We start from the raw sequence: 18,795 nt of genomic DNA on the forward strand, positions 1-18,795 counted from the left end.
GCTACCATCGATTTTTTCTGCGCGGAGTCCGAACTTGTCCGTCGTTCGCAGCAAGATTTGCGGTATCACCCGAGTCGAGGATGCCCTGGCGGCAGCGGCCTTGGGGGCCGATGCCATCGGTTTGGTGTTCTACGCCAAGAGTCCGCGTGCCGTCACGGTCGAGCAGGCGAGGGCGATCATTGCCGCGTTGCCACCGTTCGTGACCACGGTGGGGTTGTTCGTCGATATCGGGCGTGATGAGTTGCAGCAGATTCTCGCCCGCGTGCCGCTGGATCTGCTGCAGTTTCATGGTGATGAGTCGGCCGAGCAGTGCGAAGGCTTCGGGCGCCCTTACATCAAAGCGCTGCGGGTCAAGGCCGGCGACGATATTGCGGCACAGGTGCGCAGCTATCCGGGGGCTAGTGGAATTCTGCTGGATACCTATGTCGAAGGTGTGCCCGGTGGCACTGGCGCGGCCTTCGACTGGTCACTGGTGCCGCAGGAATTGGGCAAGCCGGTGATCCTCGCTGGTGGTCTGCATGCCGGCAACGTTGCCGAGGCGGTGGCGCGGGTCCGTCCTTATGCGGTGGATGTCAGCGGCGGGGTCGAGGCGAGCAAAGGCATCAAGGATGCGCGGAAGATCGACGCGTTCATTCGCGCCGCGCGGGGTCTTTGATGTGACGGCTGCCGCCCGCCTGCCGTCCATAAGCCATCGTGCCCTGGCCGGTTTGCGGCGGGTTTGAATCAAGGTTTGCCGGGCCCAGATCCCGAACAGCTACGGAGAGTAAGCATGAGCAACTGGTTACGAGAAAAGCTGATCCCTTCGATCATGCGTTCCGAGGTCAAGAAGAGCTCGGTGCCCGAGGGGCTGTGGCACAAGTGCCCGTCCTGTGATGCCGTGCTCTATCGTCCCGAACTGGAAAAGACCCTCGACGTCTGCCCCAAGTGTCACCACCACATGCGTATCGACGCGCGTGCCCGCCTCGATCTCTTTCTCGACGCCGAGGGGCGTGAAGAGTTGGGTGCCGAGCTGGAGCCGGTCGACCGCCTGAAGTTTCGCGACAGCAAGAAGTACAAGGATCGCATCACTGCCGCCCAGAAGGACACCGGCGAGAAGGACGCGCTGGTATCCATGAGTGGCCAGCTGCAAGGCATGCCCATTGTGGCCTGTGCCTTCGAGTTCAGCTTCATGGGCGGCTCCATGGGTGCCGTGGTCGGCGAGCGTTTCGTTCGAGCGGCCAACGTCGCGCTGGAAAAGCGCTGCCCGCTGGTGTGCTTCGCCGCTTCCGGCGGTGCGCGCATGCAGGAGGCGCTGATCTCGCTGATGCAGATGGCCAAGACTAGCGCCGTGCTGGCACGCTTGCGCGAGGAGGGTGTTCCCTTCATCTCCGTGCTGACCGATCCGGTTTACGGTGGGGTTTCCGCCAGTCTGGCCATGCTCGGTGACGTGATCGTCGCCGAACCGCGTGCGCTGATCGGCTTTGCCGGACCGCGGGTAATCGAACAGACCGTGCGCGAGAAACTGCCGGAAGGCTTCCAGCGTAGCGAGTTCCTGCTCGAGCATGGCGCCATCGACATGATTATCCATCGTCAGGACCTGCGCCCCCGCTTGGCCCGCCTGCTGGCCCAGTTCCAGCATCTGCCGACGCCCGCGGCCAGCGCATGAGCCAACGCTCCCTCGCCGACTGGCTGAGCTACCTCGAACAACTGCACCCCAGCGCCATCGACATGGGGTTGGAGCGTTCGCGCGAGGTGGCTGAGCGGCTCGGCCTGGGCAAGCCAGCACCGCTGGTGATAACGGTCACCGGCACCAATGGCAAGGGCTCTACCTGTGCCCTGCTGGCTGCGTTGCTGCGCGAGCAGGGGTTAAAGGTCGGTGTCTACAGCTCGCCGCACCTACTGCGTTACAACGAGCGGGTGCAGTTCGACGAGCGTGAGGCAAGCGACGCCGAGCTCTGTGCAGCTTTTGCAGCTGTCGAGGCGGGACGCGGCGAGATTTCCCTGACCTACTTCGAGATGGGCACCCTGGCAGCTTTCTGGCTGTTTCAGGAGGCTGCACTGGATGCCGTGGTGCTGGAGGTCGGTCTTGGTGGGCGACTGGATGCGGTCAACCTGATTGATGCCGACCTCGCGCTGGTGACCAGCATCGGTCTGGATCACGCCGACTGGCTGGGCGATACCCGCGAGTCGGTGGCCTTCGAGAAGGCCGGCATATTGCGTCAGGGCAAGCCTGCGTTGTGCGGCGATCTCGATCCGCCGTTGCCTTTACTGCAGCGGGTGGCCGAGCTGGATTGTCCGCTGTTTTTGCGTGGTCGCGATTACGACCTGGCTGTTGAGGAGTCGCGCTGGCATTGGCGTGGTCTGACGGCTACCGGTCTGGTGCTGGAGCTGCACGATTTGCCGTTGCTCGATCTGCCGCTGGAGAATGCGGCGCTGGCGCTTCAGGCCTATGCCGCGCTGGACTTGCCCTGGCATTCGGAGCAACTGGTCGCGGCGCTGCTTCGGGCGCGGGTGAGCGGGCGCTTGGAGCGTCGGCACCTGCGTTGGCAGGGCAGGGACCTGCGGCTGCTGCTGGATGTCGGGCACAACCCGCATGCCGCAGAGTACCTGGCCGCGCGCCTGGCTGCGCGACCGGTCAAGGGTAGGCGTCTGGCGGTGTTCGGCCTGCTGGCCGACAAGGACCTGGCAGGTGTTCTGGCGCCACTGCAGTTGGAAGTGCAGGACTGGGCGGTAGCGCCGCTAGACACCCCGCGTGCTCGTCCCGTGGGTGAGCTGGAGGCGGCGCTACGCAACCTGGGCGCTCAGGTGCAGGGCTGTGGCAGCGTTGCCGAAGCTTTGCTGGTACAGTGTTGCCGGGCGAGCGAGGACGATGAAATCCTCGTATTCGGATCTTTCTATTGTGTGGCCGAGGCCCTGGAGTGGCTCGGCCAACAGGCGGAGACAGGCGATGGCAGTGCTGGATAAGGGGCTCAAGCAGCGGATAGTCGGCGCACTGGTGCTGGTGGCGCTCGCCGTGATCTTCCTGCCCATGCTGTTTTCCCGCGAAGACGAATTGCGCCAGGTGGTGGTGGATGCTCCGGCAATGCCGGACAAACCGCTGATTCCCGAGGTCGAGCTGGAGCCGGTGCAGGTTCCCGAGCCGGTGGCGGAGGACGAAGTGCCTCCCGTCGAGCCGGTGCCGCAATCGCCTTCCGACCCGATTCCCGTGCCTGCACAACCCTCCGCTGAACAGCAGCCTCAGGTTGCGGCTCAGGCCGCCCCGGCTGAAAAATCGGTGCAGAAACCGGCCAGTGGCCTGGATGCCAACAACCTGCCTGTCAGCTGGTCGGTGCAGCTGGCCAGCCTGTCCAGTCGTGCCGGTGCCGAGAAGCTGCAGCAGACCCTGCGCAGTGGTGGCTATAACGCCTATATCCGTACCTTCGATGGCATGAACCGGGTATTCGTCGGGCCGGTGATCGAGCGTGCCGAAGCCGATAGGCTGCGCGACCTGCTCAACCGTCAGCAGAATCTCAAGGGTTTTGTGGTGCGTTTCCAGCCGGAAAGCGGCTGAGTTTCTCTATCGCAGCCATATAGCGGCCCTGGCTTACCCGCTCGGGTCTGCTCTGTTAAAATCCGCCGCCTTTCCCGTCTGTAGGCAGCAACGTGGCATTCACTTGGGTCGACTGGGCGATTATCGCCATCATCGCCATTTCCAGCCTGATCAGCCTGCGCCGCGGCTTCTTCAAGGAAGCCCTGTCGCTGCTGACCTGGATAGTCGCAGGTGTAGTGGCCTGGATGTTTGGTGGTGCCCTGTCGCAGCACCTGGATGGTTTCATCGAAACACCCTCGATGCGCGTCATCGCTGCCTGCGCGATTCTCTTCGTGGTGACCCTGCTGGTCGGGGCACTGATCAATTTCCTCATCGGTGAGCTGATCCGGGTAACCGGTCTGTCAGGCACCGATCGTTTTCTCGGTATGGTCTTCGGCGCGGCGCGCGGGGCTTTGCTGGTCGTGGTGCTGGTGGGGCTGGTGAGCCTGGCGCCGGTGCAGCAGGATCAGTGGTGGCAGCAGTCGACCCTGCTGCCGCATTTTCTGATGGTGGCGGACTGGTCGAAGAATCTCATCCTGAACCTTTCCAGCCAGTGGCTTGCCAGCGGCATCACGGAGACACCCGAGCTGCCGTTCAAAGAGGCGTTCTCGCAGCCTAAGCTGCCCGAGAGCCTGTAGATTTCCTGATTCACAACACAGAGGTTGCGTCACATGTGCGGCATCGTCGGTATTGTCGGTAAGTCCAACGTCAATCAGTCCCTGTATGACGCCCTTACCGTGCTCCAGCATCGCGGCCAGGACGCTGCCGGCATCGTCACCAGCCATGGCGGGCGTCTGTTCCTGCGCAAGGACAACGGCCTGGTACGCGATGTCTTCCAGCAACGCCATATGCAGCGCCTGGTGGGCAACGTCGGCATTGGCCACGTGCGCTACCCCACCGCAGGTAGCTCCAGCTCGGCAGAGGCACAGCCGTTTTACGTCAACTCGCCGTACGGCATCACGTTGGCGCACAACGGCAACCTGACCAACGTCGAGCAGCTGGCCAAAGAGATTTACGAATCCGACCTGCGTCACGTCAACACCAACTCCGACTCGGAAGTGCTGCTCAACGTGTTCGCCCATGAACTGGCGGTGCGTGGCAAGCTGCAGCCCACCGAGGAGGACGTGTTCGCTGCCGTTGCCGGCGTGCACGCTCGCTGCAGTGGCGGTTATGCGGTGGTGGCGATGATCACCGGTTACGGCGTGGTCGGTTTCCGCGACCCGCACGCGATCCGTCCGATCGTCTTCGGTCAGCGTCACACCGACGAGGGCGTGGAGTACATGATCGCCTCCGAGAGCGTGGCCCTCGACGTACTCGGTTTCAGCCTGATTCGCGATCTGGCCCCGGGCGAGGCGGTGTACATCACCGAGGACGGCAAGCTGCACACCCGTCAGTGTGCGCAGAATCCGCAGTACTCGCCGTGCATCTTCGAGCACGTCTATCTGGCCCGTCCGGACTCTCTGATGGATGGCGTCTCGGTGTACAAGGCGCGCCTGCGCATGGGCGAGAAGCTGGCCGAGAAGATCCAGCGCGAGCGTCCGGAGCACGACATCGACGTGGTCATCCCGATTCCCGACACCAGCCGCACTTCGGCGCTGGAGCTGGCCAACCAGCTGGGCGTGAAATTCCGCGAGGGCTTCGTCAAGAATCGCTATATCGGCCGTACCTTCATCATGCCGGGCCAGGCCGCGCGCAAGAAATCGGTACGCCAGAAGCTCAATGCCATTGACCTGGAATTCCGCGGCAAGAACGTGATGCTGGTGGACGATTCCATCGTGCGCGGCACCACCTGCAAGCAGATCATCCAGATGGCTCGCGAGGCTGGCGCGAAGAAGGTCTACTTCTGCTCCGCCGCCCCGGCCGTGCGCTATCCGAACGTCTACGGTATCGACATGCCCAGCGCCCACGAACTGATTGCCCATGGTCGCAGCACCGAGGAAGTCGCCGAGCTGATCGGCGCCGACTGGCTGATCTACCAGGATCTGGCCGATCTCAAGGAAGCGGTAGGCGGTGGCAAGGTCAAGATCGAGCAGTTCGACTGCGCCGTGTTCGACGGCGAGTACGTCACTGGCGATGTCAACGAGCATTACCTGAACAAGATCGAGCAAGCACGCAACGATGCGGCCAAAGGTGGCAGTCCTGTGGTCAGCGCCATCATCGATCTGCACAACGACTGAGCGCGCAGGAGCCTGGAGCAGCCATGAGCGAGAATTGGGAAGCCGGCAGACTGGACAGCGACCTCGAGGGTGTCGGTTTCGACACCCTGGCGGTGCGTGCGGGGCAGCAGCGCACACCGGAAGGTGAGCATGGCGAGGCGATGTTCCTCACCTCCAGCTATGTGTTCCGCAGTGCCGCCGACGCCGCCGCGCGTTTCGCTGGCGAAGTGCCGGGCAATGTCTACTCGCGCTACACCAACCCCACAGTGCGCGCTTTCGAGCAGCGCATCGCGGCTCTGGAAGGTGCCGAGCAGGCAGTCGCTACCGCTTCCGGCATGGCGGCCATCCTGGCCATCGTCATGAGCCTGTGCAGCGCCGGTGACCATGTACTGGTGTCGCGCAGCGTGTTCGGCTCGACCATCAGCCTGTTCGAGAAGTACCTCAAGCGTTTCGGTATCGAGGTGGACTATCCGCCGCTGGCCGATCTGGATGCCTGGCAGGCCGCCTTCAAGTCGAACACCAAGCTGCTGTTCGTCGAATCACCGTCCAATCCGCTGGCCGAACTGGTCGATATCGCCGCCCTGGCCGAAATTGCTCACGCCCGTGATGCCCTGCTGGTGGTGGACAACTGCTTCTGTACCCCGGCGCTGCAACAGCCGCTCAAGCTCGGTGCCGACATCGTCATGCACTCGGCGACCAAGTTCATCGATGGCCAGGGCCGTGGCCTGGGCGGTGTCGTGGCCGGTCGCAAGGCGCAGATGGAACTGGTGGTCGGCTTCCTGCGTACCGCCGGGCCGACCCTGAGCCCGTTCAATGCCTGGATGTTCCTCAAGGGCCTGGAAACTCTGCGCGTGCGCATGCAGGCGCAAAGTGCCGCCGCCCTGGAACTGGCGCAGTGGCTGGAAACCCAGGCGGGTATCGAGCATGTCTATTACGCCGGCCTGCCCAGTCATCCACAGCATGAGCTGGCCAAGCGGCAACAGAGCGCCTTCGGCGCGGTGGTCAGCTTCGAGGTTGCCGGTGGCAAGGAGGCTGCCTGGCGGTTCATCGACGCTACCCGGGTGATCTCCATTACCACCAACCTGGGCGACACCAAGAGCACCATTGCCCATCCTGCGACCACTTCGCATGGCCGCCTGTCGCCGCAGGAGCGGGCCAATGCCGGGATTCGCGACAGCCTGATCCGCGTCGCCGTTGGGCTGGAGGACATTGCCGACCTCAAGGCCGATCTGGCACGTGGTTTAGCCGCAATCTGAAACGAAAACGCCGCTCAATCGAGCGGCGTTTTTTCTTCTGCAGCCATCACTATGGATTGCGCAGGTCGATGGCTCCGGAGCCTGGCTTGTCGAACAGGCGCTGCGGATCATTGCCCGGCAATACCTGCTGGCCCTCGTCGTCGTAGCCCATCACGCTGATATCGCCGTACTTCTTGCCGGAGAGCGACGCCATGCCTGCACGGTCGCGAACCACGGTCGGGCGCAGGAATACCATCAGGTTGCGTTTGACGTGGGTGTCCTTGGTCGAACGGAACAGCCCGCCGATCAGAGGGATGTCGCCGAGTAGCGGCACCTTGGAGACGGTGCTGGTGACGTCGTCCTGAATCAGACCGCCGAGCACGATGACCTGGCCGTCGTCGGCGAGGATCACGCTCTTGATCGAGCGCTTGTTGGTCACCAGATCGACCGCCTGGGCATTGACCCCGGCGCTGGGCGCGATGGAAGAGATCTCCTGCTCCACCTCCAGGCGCAGGGTGGCGCCGTCGTTGATGTGCGGGGTGACCTTGAGGGTCACGCCTATGTCCTCGCGTTCGATGGTGGTAAAGGGGTTGCTCGAACCCGCTGCATCGGTGGTGTAGGAACCGGTCTGGAAGGGCACGTTCTGGCCGACCAGAATTTCCGCCTCCTGGTTGTCCAGGGTCAGCAGGCTGGGGGTCGACAGCAGGTTGCTCTTGCTGTTGGACGACAGCGCGGTGATCAGCGCGCCGAAACTGTCGGTACCGATGCCGATGATGGCGCCGTCCGGCAGGGTGGTGTTCTCGGGGATTTCGCCGGCCTGGATGGCCTGCAGCACGGTGCCGACCGACAGGCCGGTACCGCCGAAGTTGACGCCGCCGAGCCCGCCGGTGCCGCCGCGGGCATCCACCGCCCACTGCACGCCGAGTGCGTCGCTGATATCGCCGGAGAACTCGACGATGGCGGCTTCGACCATGACCTGGGCGCGCGGTACGTCGAGGTTGCGCACGATATCTTCCAGAGTCGCCACGGTATCCGGATCGGCCAGCAGCACCAGGGCGTTGAGACTCTCGTCGGCGCGGATCAGGATGTTCTGCGGTTTGCTGGCGGTGGTTTCCGCGCCTTCGGCGTTCTTCAGGCCCTCGGAAATATCGCCGAGGGTTTCCGCCAGGCTCTTGGCATCACTGTGGCGCAGGCGGATCACCCGGGCATTGGCCGAGCGCGTGCTGGGTGTGTCGAGGGAGCGGGCCAGGTTGGCCAGGCGCTGGCGTGCGGCCGGCGGGCCGAGCAGGATCAGGCGGTTGGTGCGGGTATCGGCGATCACCCGGGTGCCGGTACCGTCCTTCTTCTCGTTGCGCATCACCGAGCTGTTCAGGGCCTCGGCGGTATCCAGAACCCAGGCGTGCTGCAGATTGATCACGCTGTAGTCGCCGTTGCCACGCTGGTCGAGATCGGCGATCAGCTTGCGGATGCGCTCGATATTGGCCTTGCGGTCGCTGATGATCAGCGCGTTGGAGGCATTGATGGCGGCCAGATGACCATTCTGCGGCACCATCGGGCGCAGCAGGGGGATCAGCTCGTTGACCGAGCTGTGCTGCACCTGGATCAGCTCGGTCTGGATGTCGTCCGGCGCGGTACGGCCGTTGTTGGCGCTGCTGCGCGCCTCGGTGCCGGGCACGATGCGCGCCTGGTCGCCCTGGGTCAGCACGCTGAAACCGTGAGTGCTCATGACCGAGAGGAACAACTGGTAGACCTCGTCCAGCCCCAGTGCCGATCTGGAGATCACCGTGACCTGGCCCTTGACCCGCGGGTCGACGACGAAGGTTTCTCCGGTGATGGCCGCTACCTGGTCGATGAATTCGCGGATGTCCGCGTCCTTCATGTTGATGGTCCAGGTCTCCGCGCCCTGGTTGACCGTCGCCACCGGCTGGGCGGCAAGGGCCGTCAGCGGCAGGGGCGCGGCCAGGGCACTCACTGCCAGCGTCAGGGCCAGGGGCAGGGCTTTGAGTTTGAATGGGCTCATTGGGCTTCTTCGGCTCCGGGCGGGTCGGTTGGCAACGGCTCGCTGCCGTCGGATTCCAGGCGGTCTTGCAGGATATCGATGCGTTGCTGCAGGGCTTGTACGTCTTCGTCCTGCAGTTGCTCCAGCTGGTCGACGGTGAAGTCCGGTTCATGACGCTGGGTGGCGGGCAGGCGCACGAGAGGGAAGTTCAGGCTTTCCTCCATGCCGCCGCGCTCGAGTATCACGTGATCCGGGTGGACTTCCTTGAGGCGGGTGCTGGCATTGATCTCGCCGCCGACCTCAATGCGCCGCGGCTGGCCACCGGCGGCCTGGATGATGGCTGCGGAGCGCTGGGCGTCTGGATTGACGAAACTGGCCAGCAGGGTCATTTGCTGATTGGTGCTGGGCGGGGGCTGGTCGCTGACGGCTCTGCTCGGCGTACCGAACAGACCCTGCAGCTGATCGAGGGCGGGCGCCTGGCGCTGTTCGGCCTGCACGCTGCCGGCCGCTGCCGGCGCTTCACTGCGCAGCAGGCGCAGGTGGTCGATACTCTGTCGGGTCAGGCTCAGGCTCATGCCCACCACGGCCAGCAGGCACAGGCAGGTCACGCCATGACGGCGCAGCCATGCAAAGAGGCGGGTACGTGTCGCGCTCAAGGCAATGATCCCCCGGTGTCCTTCTTATTCGTGCGAACTCTGCTCGGTCCGCATCGACCCGGCCCGCAGTCTGCGGGCGTCGCCGACTCTAAAGCAAGTCCCCAGGCCACGATGCCTCCCTGCACCATACTTTCTGCGTACTGTCGCACTTTAACCGCCTGCCGGAAGCGTGACTCGCTTCGAAGCAGCGGCAAAATGAGCGGCTATCATCGGCGCCACCTGCTTTCCGTACAACAATAAGAATAAGCCTGACGGATTTCTGCGATGGAAGAGCCCAAGTCGTCTCTCGGTTTTGCCCGGGACGAGCTGCTGGCACTGTTGTGCCGCTGTGAGCAATACCCTCTGACCCTGTTGCTGGCGCCCGCCGGCTCTGGCAAGTCCACGTTGCTGGCCCACTGGCAGGCCGGGCGCGCCCGGTGCAGTGTCGTGCATTACCCACTGCAGGCGCGTGACAACGAGCCGGTGCGCTTCTTTCGCCATCTCGCCGAGAGCATTCGTGCTCAGGTCGCGGGGTTCGACATCTCCTGGTTCAACCCCTTCGCCGCCGAGATGCACCAGGCGCCCGAGGTGCTGGGCGAATACCTGGCCGATGCCCTCAATCGCATCGAAGGGCGCCTGTACATCGTGCTCGACGATTTCCAGTGCATTGCCCAGCCGACCATCCTCGAGGCGCTGTCGAGCATGCTCGAACGACTGACCTCCGGAGTACGGGTGCTGCTTTCCAGTCGCAATCATCCCGGTTTCTCGCTCAGCCGGCTAAAACTGGACAACAAACTGTTGTGCCTCGACCAGCATGACCTGCGCCTGAACCCGGCGCAGATCCAGCAATTCAATGCCCACCTCGGCGGTCCCGAGCTCAGTCAGGCCTATGTCGACAACCTGATGGCCATGACCGAAGGCTGGATGGCCGGCGTGAAGATGGCCCTGCTGGCCTATGCGCGTTTTGGCACCGAAGCGCTGGAGCGCTTCGGTGGTGGCCACCCGGAAATCGTCGACTATTTCGGCCACGTGGTGCTCAAGCGCCTGTCACCGTCGCTGCATGACTTCCTGCTGTGCAGCGCGATCTTCGAGCGTTTCGACGGCGAGTTGTGTGACCAGGTGCTGAGTCGCAGCGGCTCGGCCCTGTTGCTGGAGGATCTGGCCGGGCGCGAGCTGTTCCTGCTGCCGGTGGCCGAGCAGCCGGGCTGTTACCGTTACCACGCCCTGTTACACGATTTCCTGGCCCGGCGCCTGATGCTGCACAAGCCCCAGCAGGTGCCGGAACTGCATCGCCGCGCCGCGCAGACGCTGCGCCAGCGTGGCGAACTGGAGGCGGCCTTGCAGCATGCCCAGCGCAGCGCCGACCGGGCTTTCTTCCGCGCCCTGCTGGAGGAGGTTTGCGAGCAGTGGGTGCGCAGCGGTCATTACGCCGAGGTGCTCAAGTGGCTGGAGCCGCTGAGTGAGCTCGACCTGTGCGGCCAGCCCCGCCTGCTGGTGCCGATGACCTATGCGCTGACCCTGTCGCGGCGCTTCCACCAGGCCCGTTACTGCCTGGACGAGCTGGTGGCGCGCTGTCGCGACGAGCCTGGGCTGGAGGCGCCGACCCGGCAGCTGCTGACCCTCAATCTGGAGCTGTTCCAGCATGACCTGGCGTTCGATCCCGGTGAACGCTGGAGTGAGCTGCTGGCCCCGGGGTTGTCCAGCGACATCCGCGCGCTGACCCTGACCATCGTTGCCTATCACCACCTGATGCACGGTCGGCTGCAGCGCTCCATCGCTCTGGCGCTAGAGTCCAAGGCGTTGCTGGGGCAGACCGGGCAGGTGTTTCTAGAGAGCTATGCCGACCTGATCATCGCCCTGTGCAACCGCAACGCCGGCCGCGCCACCTGTGCGCGCAAGGACGTGTGTCAGGACTACCAGCGCACCGAGCGCAGCTCGCCGGCCTGGGTCAACCGGGCCACCGCAATGGTGGTGGCACTGTACGAGCAGAACCAGCTGGGCGCCGCGCAGCAGCTGTGCGAGGACCTCATGGCGATGGTCACCTCGTCCTCGGCCACCGAAACCATCGCCACCGTGCACATCACCCTGGCCCGCCTGCTGCACCGGCGCCAGGAGCAGGGCCGGGCGACGCGCCTGCTGGAGCGTCTGTCGCGCATCCTGCAACTGGGCAACTACGCCCGCTTTGCCAGCCAGGCGGCCCAGGAAAGCATGCGCCAGGTCTGCCTCGATGCCCGTCCGGCGTTGCTGGACGCCCTGGCTCAGAAACTCGGTCTGGACGAGCGCCTGGCCGCGGGCGAGTGGGAGCGGGTGCGGCCCTACGACGAGTGCTGGGAGCGCTATGGCCTGGCGACCGTGTACTGGCTGGTGCAGCGTGGTGCCCAGCCGCGTGCCTGTCGCATTCTCAAGGTGCTGGCGCAGTCGCTGCAGCACAGCGAAATGCACGCCAGGGCTCTGGTGGTGGAGGCCAATCTGCTGGTGCTGAGCGCGCCGCAGCAGGGTGAGGAATGGCAGAGCCAGGCGTTGCTGCAGCTGATCGAACGCTTTGGCATCGTCAACATCAATCGTTCGGTGTTCGATGAGGCGCCGGGGTTCGCCGAGGCGGTGTTCGGCCTGCTGCGCTCCGGTCGACTGCAGGCGCCGGAGGCCTACAGCGAGGCCTATGCCGAATTTCTCCACGCCGAGGCCGGCTCGGGCGGCAATGCCGTCGAGCGACTCGGCCTGCTCACCGACAAGGAGGCGGAAATCTTCGCCCAGTTGCTCAAGGGCCTGTCCAACAGCGAGATTAGTGCCAGCACCGGTATCGCCCTGTCCACCACCAAGTGGCACCTGAAGAACATCTACTCGAAGCTCAATCTCTCCGGCCGCACCGAGGCCATCCTCGCCATGCAGCAGCGCGGCAGCGACCAACGGTTGTCCTGATTGCCCAGTCCCCCTCCCGTGGGAGGGGGGAGGGTGGCGTGCAAATCCCTAGTCTCTCGTCTGCCGGACAACCGCCGGCGACCACCCACGACTACAAGAAGAATCGGGAGATACCGCCATGTCTGTTTGGGTCACCTGGCCTAGCCTGGTCAAGTTCGGCACCCTGGGCATCTACGCCGGCCTGATAACCCTCGCGCTAGAGCGCGATGTGTTGTTCAAGAACAACCTGTTCGACGTCGACAACCTGCCCGCCGCCAACGCCAATATCGTCTGCGATGCCCGCAGCCAGGTGGCACGTACCGAGGACGGCACCTGCAACATTCTCAGCAACCCGGCTGAAGGCTCGGTGTATCGCCGTTTCGGGCGCAACGTCGACCCCAGCGTCACCCACGGCGAAACCGAGGCCGATACCCTGCTGACGCCCAACCCGCGGGAAGTGAGCAATGTGCTGATGGCGCGTGACGAGTTCAAACCGGCGCCCAGCCTCAACTTCATCGCCGCCTCGTGGATCCAGTTCATGGTCCACGACTGGGTCGACCATGGCGCCAATTCGGAAGACAACCCGATCCAGGTGCCGTTACCGGCCGGTGACAGCTTCGGCAGCGGCAGTCTGGCTGTGCGTCGTACCCAGCCTGATCCGACCCGCACCGCCGCCGAAGCCGGCAAGCCCGAAACCTATCGCAACCACAACACGCACTGGTGGGACGGTTCGCAGCTGTATGGCAGCGACAAGGCCACCAACGACAAGGTGCGTGCCTTCGTCGACGGCAAGCTGAAGATCAATGCCGACGGCACCCTGCCGCACGAGCTGCTCAGCGGCAAGCCGGTCACCGGCTTCAATGAGAACTGGTGGGTCGGTCTGAGCATGCTGCACCAGTTGTTCACCAAGGAGCACAACGCCGTCGCGACGATGCTCAAGCAGAAATATCCGGACAAGGACGACCAGTGGCTCTACGACCACGCACGCCTGGTTACCGCTGCGCTGATGGCCAAGATCCACACTGTAGAGTGGACCCCGGCGGTGATCGCCAATCCGGTCACCGAGCGAGCCATGTACGCCAACTGGTGGGGGCTGCTCGGTGCAGGGCCGGAGCGTGACAAGTATCAGGACGAGGCGCGCATGCTGCAGGAGGACCTGGCCAGCGCCAATCCCTTCATTCTGCGCATCCTGGGCATCGACCCGCAGAACGTCGGTAGCGCCACCATCTCCCACGCCCTGGCCGGCATCGTCGGTTCGACCAACCCGAACAACTACGGCGTGCCCTACACCCTCACCGAGGAGTTCGTCGCCGTGTACCGCATGCACCCGCTGATGCGCGACAGGGTCGACGTCTACGATATCGGCTCGAATCGGGTGTCGCGCTCGGTGGCGCTGCAGGACACCCGCGACGGCGACGCCGAGGACCTGCTGGCCAGTGAGCAGCCGGATCGCCTGTGGTACTCCTTCGGCATCACCAACCCGGGTTCGCTGACCCTCAACAACTACCCGGGCTTCCTGCGCAACCTGTCAATTCCGCTGGTCGGCAACATCGACCTGGCCACCATCGACGTACTGCGCGATCGCGAACGTGGCGTGCCGCGCTACAACGAGTTCCGCCGGCAGATCGGCCTCAACCCGATCACTAAGTTCGAGGACCTGACCCAGGACGCGGCCACCCTGGCCAATCTCAAGCGCATCTACAGCAACGATATCGAGCAGATCGACACCCTGGTCGGCATGCTCGCCGAAACCGTGCGCCCGGACGGCTTCGCCTTCGGCGAGACGGCCTTCCAGATCTTCATCATGAACGCCTCGCGCCGGCTGATGGCCGACCGTTTCTACACCAAGGACTACCGCCCGGAGATCTACACCCCGGAAGGCCTGGCCTGGGTCGAGAACAGCACCATGGTCGACGTGATCAAGCGCCACAATCCGCAGCTGGCCAGCAGCCTGGTCGGGGTCGAGAACGCCTTCAAGCCCTGGGGGCTGAACATTCCGGCCGACTACGACAGCTGGCCGGCCAAGGCCAAGCAGGACAATCTGTGGGTCAACGGCGCGCTGCGCAGTCAGTATGCCGAGGGCGAGTTGCCGGCCATTCCGCCGGTGAACGTCGGCGGCCTGATTGGCTCGGTGTTGTGGAAGAAGGTGCAGGAGCGCGGCGACGTCGCACCGCTGGGCTACACCAAGGCCATGCACCCGCACGGCGTGATGGCCAAGGCGCGTTTCGTCGCTCAAACGGGGCAGCCTTACACCGGCCTGTTCCAGGGCGCCGAGCATGGGCTGCTGCGTCTGTCGGTGGCCGGCGATCCTGCGGTCAACGGCTTCCAGCCGGGGCTGGCGTGGAAGGTCTTCGTCGATGGCAAGCCGTCGCAGAACGTTTCCGCGCTGTACACCCTGAGCGGGCAGGGCAACAACTACAACTTCTTCGCCAACGAGCTGTCGCAGTTCGTCTCGCCGGAGGTCAACGACACCTTGGGCACCACCTTGCTGTTCTCGGCGGTAAGCCTCAAACCGACCCTGCTGCGGGTCGACGACATGGCGCAAGTGACCCAGGCCGGCCACGCCGTGACCACGCCCAAGGCGCCGACCCAGGTGTATTTCGTGCCTCGCCCCGAAGTGCGCAGCCTGTTCGGCAGCAGCGCCCACGACTTCCGTGGCGACCTGCAGAGCCTGACCACGGGCACCAAGCTGTACGACGTCTATGCCACTTCCATGAGCATCAAGACCTCGCTGATTCCTTCGATCAATCGCAACTACGCCCAGCAGCGGCGCAACAGCGCGGTGAAGATCGGCGAGCTGGAGCTGACCTCGCCGTTTATCGCCTCGGCTTTCGGCGATGGCGGCGTGTTCTTCAAGCACCAGCGTAACGAAGACAAGTAACCTCAAGGTGTTACGCAAGGGCCTCGGCGCATGCCGGGGCCTTTGTATTTCTGTTACCTGCAGCACAGCCTAAACATTTGTCGTGCAGGCTTGTCGCACTTAGGGTCGACCTGCGAAATCATCACTGCAGTCTTTGCGCAAATCCGTTAACTTGGCGCGATAAACGTGCCGTATAACAACAAGAACAGACAGTTAGATGGATCTGCTGTTTCGGGAACTGGCCGCATATGTCTACTGATATCCACGCCGCTCTGGCGGCCCCGGCAGCCGCGCCGTTGCGCTCGCTGCCTTTCGCCTTCGCCAAACGCCACGGCGTGCTCCTGCGCGAGCAGGGCCTGCAGGTGCGCCGCGGCGCCAGCCTGACCGCCGTGCAGGAGGCCCAGCGCTTCGCCGGCCGCGTATTGCCGCTGGAGTGGCTGGAGGCCGAGGCCTTCGAGCAACAGCTGTCGTTGGCCTACCAGCGCGACTCCTCGGAAGTACGCCAGATGGCCGAAGGCCTGGGCGCGGAAATGGACCTGGCCAGCCTGGCCGAACTCACCCCCGAGTCCGGCGATCTGCTGGAGCAGGAAGACGACGCGCCGATCATCCGCCTGATCAACGCCATCTTGAGCGAGGCGATCAAGGCCGGCGCCTCCGATATCCACCTGGAAACCTTCGAGAAACGCCTGGTCGTGCGCTTTCGCGTGGACGGCATCCTGCGCGAGGTGATCGAGCCGCGCCGCGAGCTGGCCGCGTTGCTGGTCTCAAGGGTCAAGGTCATGGCGCGGCTGGACATCGCCGAGAAGCGCGTGCCGCAGGACGGACGGATTTCCCTGAAGGTTGGCGGTCGCGAGGTGGATATCCGCGTCTCGACTCTGCCCTCGGCCAACGGCGAGCGCGTGGTGCTGCGTCTGCTGGATAAGCAAGCCGGGCGCCTGTCGTTGCAGCATCTGGGCATGAGCGAGCGCGACCGCCGCCTGCTGGATGAGAACCTGCGCAAGCCGCACGGCATCATCCTGGTCACCGGCCCGACCGGCTCGGGCAAGACCACCACCCTGTACGCCGGCCTGGTCACCCTCAACGACCGCTCGCGCAACATCCTCACGGTGGAAGACCCCATCGAGTACTACCTGGAAGGCATCGGCCAGACCCAGGTCAACCCGCGGGTGGACATGACCTTCGCCCGCGGCCTGCGCGCAATCCTGCGTCAGGACCCGGACGTGGTGATGGTCGGCGAGATCCGCGACCAGGAAACCGCCGACATCGCCGTGCAGGCCTCGCTGACTGGCCACCTGGTGCTGTCGACCCTGCACACCAACAGCGCGGTGGGCGCCGTGACCCGCCTGGTGGACATGGGCGTCGAGCCGTTTCTGCTGTCTTCCTCCTTGCTCGGCGTGCTGGCCCAGCGCCTGGTGCGTGTGCTGTGCACTCACTGCCGCGAGGCACGACCGGCCGACGAGGCCGAATGCGGCCTGCTCGGCCTTGACCCGCAGACCCGGCCGCTGATCTATCACGCCCAGGGCTGCCCGGAGTGCCACCAGCAGGGCTATCGCGGCCGTACCGGCATCTACGAGCTGGTGATCTTCGACGACAAGATGCGCACCCTGGTGCACAACGGCGTCGGCGAGCAGGAACTGCTGCGCCATGCCCGCAGCCTCGGCCCGAGCATCCGCGACGACGGCCGGCGCAAGGTGCTGGAAGGGGTGACCACCCTGGAAGAAGTGCTGCGCGTGACGCGGGAGGATTGATGCAAGCAGTCATGCTCCCTCTCCCCATGGGGGAGAGGGCCGGGGAGAGGGGATAGATGGCCGCCTTCGAATACATTGCCCTGGATGCCCGAGGCCGCCAGCAGAAAGGCGTTCTGGAGGCCGACAGCGCGCGCCAGGTACGCCAGTTGCTGCGCGAGAAGCAGCTCTCGCCGCTGCAGGTCGAGCCTGCCCATCGCAAGGAGCAGGCGGCCGGTACGGGCGGTTTCAGCCTGCGCCGTGGCCTGTCGGCGCGCGACCTGGCCCTGGTCACCCGCCAGCTGGCGACCCTGATCGGTGCCGCGCTGCCCATCGAAGAAGCGCTGCGCGCCGCCGCCGCGCAGTCGCGCCAACCGCGCATCCAGTCGATGCTGATCGCCGTGCGCGCCAAGGTGCTGGAGGGCCACGGCCTGGCCAGCGCACTGGGCGCCTTCCCGGCGGCCTTTCCCGAGCTGTACCGCGCCACCGTGGCGGCCGGTGAGCATGCCGGGCACCTGGCGCCGGTGCTGGAACAGCTGGCCGACTACACCGAGCAGCGTCAGCAGTCGCGGCAGAAGGTGCAGATGGCGCTGCTCTACCCGGTGATCCTGATGCTCGCCTCGCTGGGCATCGTCGGCTTTCTGCTCGGCTACGTGGTGCCGGACGTGGTGCGGGTGTTCGTCGACTCGGGGCAGACCCTGCCGGCGCTGACTCGCGGGCTGATCCTGCTCAGTGAGCTGGTCAAGGCCTGGGGCGCCTTGGTGGTGCTGTTGCTCGGTATTGGCGTGTTCGCTTTCCGCCGTGCCCTGCGCAATGACGATGTGCGACGGCGCTGGCATGCCTTTCTGCTGCGCCTGCCACTGATCGGTGGGCTGATTGCGGCGACCGAGACGGCGCGTTTCGCCTCGACCCTGGCGATCCTGGTGCGCAGCGGGGTGCCGCTGGTCGAGGCGCTGGCCATCGGCGCCGAAGTGGTGTCCAACATGATCATTCGCGCCGACGTGGCTCAGGCCACCCAGCGCGTGCGCGAGGGCGGCAGCCTGTCACGGGCGCTGGAGGCCAGCCGGCAGTTTCCGCCGATGATGCTGCACATGATCGCCAGCGGCGAGCGTTCGGGCGAGCTGGACCAGATGCTGGCGCGCACGGCGCGCAATCAGGAGAACGACCTGGCGGCCACCATTGGCCTGTTGGTGGGGCTGTTCGAGCCGTTCATGCTGGTCTTCATGGGGGCGGTGGTGCTGGTGATCGTGCTGGCCATCCTGCTGCCGATTCTTTCTCTGAACCAACTGGTGGGTTGATAGTGATGAATAAGCTGGGCAAACAAGGCGGTTTCACCCTGATCGAGATCATGGTGGTGGTGGTCATCCTCGGCATCCTCGCGGCGCTGGTGGTGCCGCAGGTGATGGGCCGCCCGGACCAGGCCAAGGTCACTGCCGCGCAGAACGACATTCGCGCCATCGGTGCGGCGCTGGACATGTACAAGCTGGACAACCAGCACTACCCGAGCACCCAGCAGGGGCTGGAGGCGCTGGTGAAGAAGCCCAGCGGCAACCCGCCAGCGAAGAACTGGAACGCCGAGGGCTACCTCAAGCGTCTGCCGATCGACCCCTGGGGCAACCAGTATCTGTATCTGTCGCCGGGCAGCCGCGGCAAGGTCGACCTGTACTCCCTGGGCTCCGATGGCCAGGAAGGCGGCGAGGGCACCAGCGCCGATATCGGCAACTGGGACCTCTGATTCTCG

At 64.7% G+C, this 18,795-nt stretch carries 14 protein-coding genes; 12 read left to right on the forward strand and 2 right to left on the reverse strand.

Features of this window, described 5'->3' with window-relative positions; all coding sequences use genetic code 11:
* Positions 1 to 34 precede the first annotated feature (34 nt).
* From AYB31_RS17675 to AYB31_RS17705, 7 genes are all read left to right on the forward strand, one after another.
* Positions 35 to 655, forward strand: coding sequence for a phosphoribosylanthranilate isomerase (locus AYB31_RS17675; protein WP_068830128.1), 621 nt, complete (start codon positions 35 to 37; stop codon positions 653 to 655).
* Positions 656 to 769: 114 nt separating this feature from the next.
* Positions 770 to 1,645, forward strand: coding sequence for an acetyl-CoA carboxylase, carboxyltransferase subunit beta (accD, locus tag AYB31_RS17680; protein WP_068830130.1), 876 nt, complete (start codon positions 770 to 772; stop codon positions 1,643 to 1,645).
* The gene (gene folC, locus AYB31_RS17685) at positions 1,642 to 2,943 is read left to right on the forward strand and encodes a bifunctional tetrahydrofolate synthase/dihydrofolate synthase (protein ID WP_068830132.1); all 1,302 of its coding nucleotides are present in this window, start codon (positions 1,642 to 1,644) and stop codon (positions 2,941 to 2,943) included. The genes accD and folC overlap by 4 nt, the downstream gene beginning before the upstream one ends.
* On the forward strand, positions 2,927 to 3,529 hold the full coding sequence (locus AYB31_RS17690) for an SPOR domain-containing protein (RefSeq protein WP_068830134.1): 603 nt from the start codon (positions 2,927 to 2,929) through the stop codon (positions 3,527 to 3,529). The genes folC and AYB31_RS17690 overlap by 17 nt, the downstream gene beginning before the upstream one ends.
* A 92-nt stretch (positions 3,530 to 3,621) precedes the next feature.
* Positions 3,622 to 4,185: a CvpA family protein gene (locus AYB31_RS17695; protein ID WP_068830136.1), complete on the forward strand. Its 564-nt coding sequence runs from the start codon at positions 3,622 to 3,624 to the stop codon at positions 4,183 to 4,185.
* A gap of 33 nt (positions 4,186 to 4,218) precedes the next feature.
* A complete protein-coding gene (gene purF, locus AYB31_RS17700) occupies positions 4,219 to 5,724 on the forward strand; it encodes an amidophosphoribosyltransferase (protein WP_068830138.1) in 1,506 nt (501 codons plus the stop codon).
* Positions 5,725 to 5,747: 23 nt separating this feature from the next.
* On the forward strand, positions 5,748 to 6,959 hold the full coding sequence (locus AYB31_RS17705) for an O-succinylhomoserine sulfhydrylase (RefSeq protein ID WP_068830140.1): 1,212 nt from the start codon (positions 5,748 to 5,750) through the stop codon (positions 6,957 to 6,959).
* Between the two features lie 49 nt (positions 6,960 to 7,008).
* Here AYB31_RS17705 and gspD read toward each other — a convergent pair whose 3' ends face one another.
* Positions 7,009 to 8,958 (reverse strand): type II secretion system secretin GspD, encoded by a 1,950-nt coding sequence (gene gspD / locus AYB31_RS17710; RefSeq protein WP_068830142.1) that lies wholly within the window; start codon positions 8,956 to 8,958, stop codon positions 7,009 to 7,011.
* Complete coding sequence (locus tag AYB31_RS17715) at positions 8,955 to 9,593, reverse strand: type II secretion system protein N (protein ID WP_082805347.1); 639 nt, start codon at positions 9,591 to 9,593, stop codon at positions 8,955 to 8,957. The genes gspD and AYB31_RS17715 overlap by 4 nt, the downstream gene beginning before the upstream one ends.
* Before the next feature lie 264 nt (positions 9,594 to 9,857).
* Between AYB31_RS17715 and AYB31_RS17720 the strand changes: the two genes are divergently transcribed.
* The 5 genes from AYB31_RS17720 (at position 9,858) to gspG (ending at position 18,789) form a co-directional block, all read left to right on the forward strand.
* Positions 9,858 to 12,491 carry a LuxR C-terminal-related transcriptional regulator gene (locus AYB31_RS17720; RefSeq protein ID WP_068830144.1) on the forward strand — a complete coding sequence of 878 codons (2,634 nt, stop codon included), beginning with the start codon at positions 9,858 to 9,860 and terminating at the stop codon, positions 12,489 to 12,491.
* Positions 12,492 to 12,609: 118 nt separating this feature from the next.
* A complete protein-coding gene (locus tag AYB31_RS17725) occupies positions 12,610 to 15,351 on the forward strand; it encodes a peroxidase family protein (protein WP_068830146.1) in 2,742 nt (913 codons plus the stop codon).
* A gap of 227 nt (positions 15,352 to 15,578) precedes the next feature.
* The gene (gene gspE, locus AYB31_RS17730) at positions 15,579 to 17,078 is read left to right on the forward strand and encodes a type II secretion system ATPase GspE (RefSeq protein ID WP_068830148.1); all 1,500 of its coding nucleotides are present in this window, start codon (positions 15,579 to 15,581) and stop codon (positions 17,076 to 17,078) included.
* Between the two features lie 56 nt (positions 17,079 to 17,134).
* Positions 17,135 to 18,352, forward strand: coding sequence for a GspF family T2SS innner membrane protein variant XcpS (gene xcpS / locus AYB31_RS17735; protein WP_068830149.1), 1,218 nt, complete (start codon positions 17,135 to 17,137; stop codon positions 18,350 to 18,352).
* 5 nt (positions 18,353 to 18,357) lie between these two features.
* The gene (gene gspG, locus AYB31_RS17740; RefSeq protein WP_068830150.1) at positions 18,358 to 18,789 is read left to right on the forward strand and encodes a type II secretion system major pseudopilin GspG; all 432 of its coding nucleotides are present in this window, start codon (positions 18,358 to 18,360) and stop codon (positions 18,787 to 18,789) included.
* Positions 18,790 to 18,795 lie beyond the last annotated feature (6 nt).

Source organism: Pseudomonas sp. BMS12 (genome assembly GCF_001592875.1).
Taxonomy (GTDB): domain Bacteria; phylum Pseudomonadota; class Gammaproteobacteria; order Pseudomonadales; family Pseudomonadaceae; genus Aquipseudomonas.